This is a genomic window from Siminovitchia fortis (assembly GCF_003605365.2).
GTDB lineage: Bacteria > Bacillota > Bacilli > Bacillales > Bacillaceae_C > Siminovitchia > Siminovitchia fortis.
This window is the reverse complement of record NZ_QYTU02000005.1, coordinates 111326-119042: the sequence shown is the minus strand read 5'-3', so window position 1 is coordinate 119042 and position 7717 is coordinate 111326. Positions and strand designations below refer to the sequence as shown.

The window sequence follows — 7717 nt, the reverse complement described above, 5'->3', positions numbered from 1 at the left end:
TATTTATGAAATGATTACACTCATTGCCCTGAAAAAAAGGCGGCAGCAGGAGAAGGAGAACTCCCGGAATTAACTTCCGGCAAGCTTTGTCGTTATAATTGTTGCCCTTGCAACGAATCCGGGAAAAAAGTTGAATATCGACACCGAAGAAATGCAAAAAGCGAGGCGGAGAGTCCGCCTCGTTTTTTATTCAAAATAAGATTCCAGTCCATTATAAATGCTGTTTGAAACAAGTTCCTGGTATGAATCTGTCGTAACATATTGTCCTTCCTGGGGGTTGCTCAAATAGCCGAGTTCAAGCAAAGCTGCCGGCCTGCTGTTTTCCCTGATCACATGATAGTCGCCAAAGCGCGTTCCCCGGTTGTTCAGAGACAGTGACTCGTCGAGTGTTTGATTGACATTGCTGGCAAGGTCGTACTGGTATCCGTGGTGATAATACGCAGTGACTCCGTTCGCATCAGGGTTTGTGGAGCTGTCGTAATGTACGCTGATGAATGCATCGGCATTGCTGTTGTTTGCAGCTGAAGCACGCGAGTCGAGAGTGACGTACTGATCATCTTCCCGCGTTAAAATGACATTCGCCCCTGCTGCATTTAGTTTTTGTTCAAGACGCTTCGCCGTTTTCATCGTCAGCTGTTTCTCGGATACGCCTGTATCGTTGGCTGCTCCCGGATCATGGCCGCCATGCCCCGCGTCAAGAACGATTGTTTTTCCGGCAAGTCCCGGGGCTTGACTTACTGATTTTGCAGCCGGATTCACGGTTGCCGATGTATTTTTGCCGGATGAAACGACCCAGCTCGCTACATATGCCTCCCTGCCGCTTGCCAGCGTAATTTTGTACCAGTCGCCTTCCCGTCCGACAATCGGATATCTTTCTCCCGGCGAGCCTTTTGTTATAACAGGAGCTGACGTATCAGCGCCGGCCCGGAGATTGGTCTGGTCGGTAGAAATATAGGCGAATCCATTGGCTCCGGAAGACTCGCTTTTATTAGCACTTGCTTCGCCGGAAAATTGGATGTATTGCCGGCTTACCCAGGCGCTTTGATTGCGGTATGTAATGTTCGCCCAGCCGTTGCTTTCACTCGTTACTGTCACCTGGTCGCCTTTATGTAATTTGCCGATAATGCCGGCGGATAGGGAAGGGCTGTTTCGTACATGGACATGATCGGCCGAAACTGTACCCATTTTGGCGTCTCCAATGTTTGGAACGCCATTTCCAACAATATATCCGGCAACCCAACCTGTGCGGCTGCCCGGTAGTTGAACCTCATACCAACCGAATTTTTCCTGCAGTACTTGAAATTGTTCGTTCCTGTCTGCTTGCGCAATGACACTGGCCGTATTGGATGGCTCGCTGCGAATGTTCGCCTTATTGACTGCGATCTGAATGGTGCCTGCTGCTTCAGCTGTAATATGATTTGTATGCAAAAAAACAAGGAGCAGCGAAGAGAGAAAGAATATCGATTTTTTTATCATAACCACCGCCTTTTTCCAAGATAGTGCCCATTTTAGCATTTTTTGTCATTTTTTGGTGTTATCCAGTCTAATATTTCAATAATTGAGAAAAAAGTCTTGTGGATTGTAATAAAACTATTAAGTCGGGCTTTTTTTAACTGAGTAAGAAAGCATAAGATGCTTTAGCTTTAAAATTTTGAACAAAGCCTTTTGTTGTCAGCTTCGACGGACAGGAGGTCCTAGTGCCGCCGGCGCCACAGGCCGTGGCGCTTTAAGGCGGCCAGTGCCTATCGACTAGCAGACTTCACACCTGGTGTGCTCCTGCGGCGTAGCCTATTCGAGGATGTTTGGCGAACATCATAGCAAAGCTGCACGACGCCAACTCGAGGAAGCATCACCCGAGGCCATTTCAAGTAGTAGCTTTCCTACGATAAGTCAACACCGGCTCCGACGGACAGGACGTCCTAGTGCAGGCGAAGCGACAGGACGTCGCTGCTGAAGGCAAACTACGCCTTCGCAAGCGTAGTCTAGCTTTGCGCCGATAAGCAGGCACTCTCCGCCTTTCCTTATCCTTTATCTCGTCGGAGGCACTCCAGTGTCTAGCTTCAGACGGCAGGGGCTCGAGGTCGCTTGTCGCCCCTAAACGGCCGTCTTCCGCATTTCAGTCTATACGTCGATGGGCAAGGCGCTTGTGCTTTTCTTAAATGCACAAGATTATCAACCTTAAGTACGATTGGTTATTTCCTATTCTTCCAAATGATAGTATAATAGTCCTAATCATCTCTGTTCATTAAAAGGAGTGCAGCCTCTCTTGAAAAAAAATTTCAGACTGCAGCTAACCTTGATTATGATAGCGTTCTCCATTTTCATATCGCTGGTAGTCGCTTTAATCAACCAGGAAAAGATCAGGAACAAACTGTTTGATGAACATGAATTGAAGCTTAGCATGATTGAAGATAATATACTGAGTTCTTTGAATTCCATCGACAAGGCGTATATGCTGTTTGACAAGGACATGGCGAAAACGATGGAAGAGAATTCGAAGGAATTGATTTCTTTATATGAAAAAAAACCGGATTTTGATAAATGGGATTTTAACAGTTTAAAAGAGAAATATAAAATGGATGTATATATCCTCGATAACCGGAATGTCGTTGTATACAGCAGTGAAAAAGATGATATCGGCCTTGATTTTCGCGCTTGCTGCGCCAATTTCTCCAATTTGCTGAACCAGCGGCGGCACGGAGGTACATTTACACACGATGGCATGGATATAGCGCAAAGCAGCCGGGAAATAAAGAAGTTCAGCTATATGCCTACACCGGACAGGAAATATATGATTGAACTGGGCGTTTCTTTGGAAGACGGTGAGATTTTTAAACACTTCAACTTTTTACAAGTCGAAAAGGAATTGGAAGAGCGGTTTTCCATGGTTGAGTCCATCAAGGTTTACAATAGCGGCGGATTTATCCTGGGGAGTTCCAAGAAAGGCGAAGACGATCTAAGGAATTCGACAGATAAGTGGGAAACATTCCGAAAAGCCTTGAAATCCGGAAAAACCAAAGAGACAGAACAGGAGATGAATGGGAGAAAAGTTACATATCATTATGTGCCGTATAAGGCCGAGGAACAAAGAGGCTATTCCACCAGCCGGGTTGTTGAAATCGCTTATAATAAAGATGATTTGAACGATGCGCTAAACCAAAGCCTCAGGGAGTTTTTCATCCAGCTTTTTGTCATTTTCATTGCAGCCATCATCATTTCGCTCATCATTGCCCGGCAGGTGGCAAGGCCGATGTATCTCGCTTTCCATGATCCTTTGACGGGGCTGAACAATAGAGCGTCTTTTGAGGAACTGGTCAAAGAATATCAAGGGAAAAAGAAAGGCAATCTCGCATTGATGATGATAGACCTTGATAATTTCAAAATGGTGAATGACAGCTTGGGCCATACCGAAGGAGATAACATGCTCAAAGCAGCAGCCCACGAAATCCTTGTAACCGCAGGAAAAGAAAACCATGCCGCCAGATTGGGCGGTGATGAATTTGTCGTGATCTATCCGGACATCAAAGAAGAGGAATTGAAAAAGGCCGCTTCCGAGCTTATTGAACGAATGCGGCGGCGGTTCCGGGATATCCGCGAAACGAATCATATTGACATAACCATCAGCGTCGGCATCGCGATGGCAAATGACGAAGATGATGTTGAGAGTCTTTATGATAAAGCGGACCGTGCGCTTTATGAATCAAAGGGAAATGGGAAAAATCAATATAATATTTATAAGATGAGCAGTTAAAAAAGTGAGGGGTCCCGGCTCCTCGCTTTTTTGCTTTAGTATAAAGTTAAAATGACCGGAACACGGGATTGCGAAGCATTTCTACTTCGTCGCTCTGATATTTTTGAAAGGGAATAAAACGAATTTGCTTTTCCCGATAATCCGGTCCCTCTCAATGAAGCCGAGGGAAAATCCGAGCCTGCTGCGGCTGTCAATGCTGTTGAAGCGGTTATCCCCCATGACAAAAAAGCTGTTTTCGGGAACAGTGATCGGCCCGAAGTCTTCAGTCAGATTGGTGCCTTTTTCTTTTGCAGCTTTCATATTTTCTTTAAGATAAGGTTCCTTCACCAGCTGCTCATTGATAAATAGCTGGTCATCTTTCATTTCAATGATGTCGCCGGGAAGCCCGATGGCTCTTTTTACATAATTGGTTTTTCGGTCATCCCCTTTGATGATGACAATATCGCCTCTATTTACGTCACCTGTCCAAGAAATCGTTTTACTGACGATGATTCTTTCATGATCATGGAGTGTCGGCTCCATTGAAGCTCCGTCAACAATCATCGGAGAAAACAGGAAAGTCCTGATGACAATCACCAGCCCCAAGGCAAGCAGGATGGGTGGAATCCAGCTGGCTATACTCTTCGAACTTCGTATATTTTCCATACTCATACCTCTTAATTCTCTCTTTGTATCATTATTTTCTCTGAAAGCCGCTTTTCTTGCAACAGATAGCTGGAATATATTTCTTGTGTTGAGATATTTCGATGTTTTTGTAGAATGATAGTATGTCTTTTTTGAAAGGTTGATTTGAATGTGGGAAGATTTTAAGAAGTTTGCCGTTCAAGGAAATGTATTGGATTTGGCTGTCGCCGTTGTGATCGGCGGTGCCTTTGGAAAAATTGTTTCCTCATTGGTAGAAAATATCATCATGCCGCTTGTCGGGGTGCTTCTCGGAGGCTACAGTTTTGAAAAATTGTCCGTTAAAATAGGGGATGTTGTGATTGAATACGGCATATTTATCCAAAGTGTTGTTGATTTCTTAATCATTTCAATGTCCATTTTCATTTTTATTAAGCTGCTGGCCAAATTGAAAATCCAGAAAGAAGAAGAAAAGACGGAGGAAGAGCCGAAAGTTGATCCGGAAATTGAACTGTTGTCTGAAATCAGGGATCTCCTGCAGGATCAAAAAAGAGTGAGAGACACGGAATAATACAAACAACCACGCGAAATCTTCACGTGGTTGTTTTGATTTGAACTTTTATTCCGCTTTTGACGCCTGGATTTCCATGTTGATTTTTACTTCATCGCTGACAAGCACTCCGCCTGTTTCGAGGGGAGCATTCCATGTCAAGCCGTAGTCGCTTCGTTTGATTTTCCCCTCTACGCTGAAACCGGCTTTTTGCGCGCCGCTCATAGGGTCTTTCACCACACCGCCGGATGTTACGGTGAATGTTTCGGGTTTTGTCACGCCGTGCATGGAAACATCACCTGTTACAGCGTAATCGTCGCCTTGCTTTTCAATGGAAGTTGAAGTGAAAGTAAGTTTCGGATATTTTTCCACTTCAAAAAAATCGGCGGAACGGAGATGGTTATCACGATCCTCGTTTCCTGTGTCAATGCTTGCAATGTCAATGGAAAATTGAATTTTTGCAGTTGTAAGATCTGCAGGGTCCGCCTCAATTTCAGCATCAAAATCCCTGAATGCTCCTTTAACCCTGGAAATCATCATGTGGCGGATCGAAAATTCAATTTCGCTGTGTGCTTTATCAAGTGTCCATGTAGAATTGGTCATCTTTGTTACTCCTCCTCATTAGGTTACTTTTAGTAAGTTTATATATTTATTATAGTTGGTATTTCTTTGATTGTAAAGCATCTTTTTGACAAGGCACGATATTCAATTGATAATCACATTAACGGATATTTTGCCAAAGGAGTGAAGGGATTATGCGCATGGTTGATATGATTGAGAAAAAGAGAAACGGACTGAACCTTACGCCCGAGGAAATTCGGTTTGTAATAGACGGTTACATAAAGGATGAAATCCCTGATTATCAGATGTCTGCTTTTTTGATGGCTGTCTATTTCCAAGGAATGACGGCGGAAGAGACGGCGGAACTGACTATGGCCATGGCGAAATCGGGGGACCAAATCGATTTATCCAAAATTCACGGAGTCAAGGTCGACAAACATTCCACAGGAGGGGTGGGAGATACAACCACTTTGATTTTAGCGCCGCTTGTAGCTGCGGCCGGTGTTCCGGTAGCGAAAATGTCCGGGAGGGGGCTTGGCCATACAGGTGGAACGATCGATAAGTTAGAAGCGGTACCGGGTTTTCACGTGGAAGTATCCGAGGAGCAATTCATCGGCCTGGTGAATAAAAATAAACTGGCGGTTGTCGGCCAATCCGGCAATCTCGCACCGGCTGACAAAAAAATTTACAGTCTGCGTGATGTGACCGCAACCGTCAATTCAATCCCTCTCATTGCAAGCTCCATCATGAGCAAAAAAATTGCGGCTGGTGCGGATGCCATTGTGTTGGACGTAAAAGTGGGATCCGGTGCTTTTATGAAAGAGATGAAAGATGCCGAGGCTCTTGCCTCAACTATGGTTGAAATCGGGGAACAGGTCGGAAGGAAAACGGCAGCAGTGATTTCCGATATGAATCAGCCGCTCGGATATGCAGTCGGAAATGCGTTGGAAGTGAAAGAAGCGATCGATACATTGAAAGGGAACGGCCCCGCTGATTTGTATGAGCTGTGCCTCGTTCTTGGCAGCAAGATGGTTGTCCTTGCTGGAAAAGTGCAGACAGAGGCGGAGGCGCGCGCCATGCTGGAGGAAGCCATCGAAAACGGAAAGGCGCTCGAGGTTTTCAAAACCTTTTTATCGGCGCAGGGCGGGGATGCTTCGGTTGTCGACCATCCGGAGAAGCTGCCTGACGCCAAGTATAAGATTCCGGTTTTATCTGAGGCGGACGGTTTCGTGGAAGGAATTGCTGCTGATGAAATCGGGACAGCAGCCATGCTTCTTGGGGCGGGCCGCGCTGCAAAGGATTCAGTGATCGATTTGAGCGTTGGCATTGTTCTACGTAAAAAAATCGGTAATGAAGTGAAAAAAGATGAGCCGATTGCAATCATCCACAGCAACACAGAAGATGCCGCGGTTTCTGCAAGGAAAGTTTTAAAGGCGTTTAAAATTTCAAGTCGTCGTCCTTCAGCTGTTCCTTTGATCAAAGGGTGAACCCTTCCGAAATTAAGCTGTTCATGATATGATAAATGATAGGGATTCTCAATTACAACTTGGGGGTAATATATAAGTGCTTGCGACAAACTCGATTGTGGACATCATTCGTAACAGAACTTCTGTAAAAACAGGTTTTATCGATAAAGAAGTGAGCCAGGAGCTCGTTTTATCGCTGCTGGAGGAGGCTGTTTGGGCGCCCAACCATAAAAACCGGGAGCCGTGGCGGTTCATCTTCGTTTCCGGAGAGCGGAAGGATGATTTTATCGAGGCGGTCCTGGAGTGCCAGGAGCCTGCCAAACATGCTGCGACAAGAAGGAAATTTGAAGAGGTGCCTGCATTTTTAATCGCGGTGATGAATGCCGACCCGCGCCAAAAAGTGTGGGAAGAGGATTTTGCTGCAACATGCTGCCTGTTGCAGAACTTCCAGCTTCTTGCCTGGGAAAAAGAATTGGGCGTCTGCTGGAAAACGCCGGCTCACATCCATGATCCGAAATTCCGATCAGCCATTGGAGTGGAGCCGGGCGAAAAAATCGTCGGTGTTTTGCACCTTGGCTATTTTGACAAAGAGATCGTTGGCCGGAGAAAGCGGGAAAGGACGAATCCTGCCGATAAAATGACAGCATTTTAATTGATTTGGGGCCAGGCCCCCGCTGTATTAACGTATTAACGCGTTAACGCACCGGGGGCCTGGCCCCAAATTTTTTTACATTGACACGCCCCTTCTTTTTTTATATAGTTTATGGG

General features: G+C 45.5%; 7 protein-coding genes. 4 read left to right on the top strand and 3 right to left on the bottom strand.

Annotated features, from left to right (window positions below):
• Positions 1–186 precede the first annotated feature (186 nt).
• Positions 187–1476: an N-acetylmuramoyl-L-alanine amidase family protein gene (locus D4N35_RS04425; RefSeq protein ID WP_164876282.1), complete on the bottom strand. Its 1290-nt coding sequence runs from the start codon at positions 1474–1476 to the stop codon at positions 187–189.
• A 790-nt stretch (positions 1477–2266) separates the two neighbouring features.
• On the opposite strand from D4N35_RS04425, the gene D4N35_RS04420 reads away from it, so the two are divergent.
• Positions 2267–3751, top strand: coding sequence for a GGDEF domain-containing protein (locus D4N35_RS04420; protein ID WP_120070590.1), 1485 nt, complete (start codon positions 2267–2269; stop codon positions 3749–3751).
• Positions 3752–3832: 81 nt separating this feature from the next.
• On the opposite strand, the gene lepB is transcribed toward D4N35_RS04420, so the two are convergent.
• Positions 3833–4396: a signal peptidase I gene (gene lepB, locus D4N35_RS04415; RefSeq protein ID WP_390615269.1), complete on the bottom strand. Its 564-nt coding sequence runs from the start codon at positions 4394–4396 to the stop codon at positions 3833–3835.
• 148 nt (positions 4397–4544) lie between these two features.
• On the opposite strand from lepB, the gene mscL reads away from it, so the two are divergent.
• Positions 4545–4943: a large conductance mechanosensitive channel protein MscL gene (gene mscL, locus D4N35_RS04410; RefSeq protein WP_120070584.1), complete on the top strand. Its 399-nt coding sequence runs from the start codon at positions 4545–4547 to the stop codon at positions 4941–4943.
• A gap of 48 nt (positions 4944–4991) precedes the next feature.
• Here the strand turns inward: mscL and D4N35_RS04405 are convergent, their stop codons facing one another.
• Positions 4992–5525 carry a YceI family protein gene (locus D4N35_RS04405; protein WP_120070581.1) on the bottom strand — a complete coding sequence of 178 codons (534 nt, stop codon included), beginning with the start codon at positions 5523–5525 and terminating at the stop codon, positions 4992–4994.
• Between the two features lie 152 nt (positions 5526–5677).
• Here D4N35_RS04405 and D4N35_RS04400 point away from each other — a divergent pair, with 152 nt between their 5' ends.
• Together D4N35_RS04400 and D4N35_RS04395 are read left to right on the top strand one after the other, a co-directional pair.
• Positions 5678–6970 carry a pyrimidine-nucleoside phosphorylase gene (locus tag D4N35_RS04400; protein WP_120070578.1) on the top strand — a complete coding sequence of 431 codons (1293 nt, stop codon included), beginning with the start codon at positions 5678–5680 and terminating at the stop codon, positions 6968–6970.
• Between the two features lie 76 nt (positions 6971–7046).
• Positions 7047–7601: a nitroreductase family protein gene (locus D4N35_RS04395; RefSeq protein WP_120070575.1), complete on the top strand. Its 555-nt coding sequence runs from the start codon at positions 7047–7049 to the stop codon at positions 7599–7601.
• Positions 7602–7717: the final 116 nt, after the last annotated feature.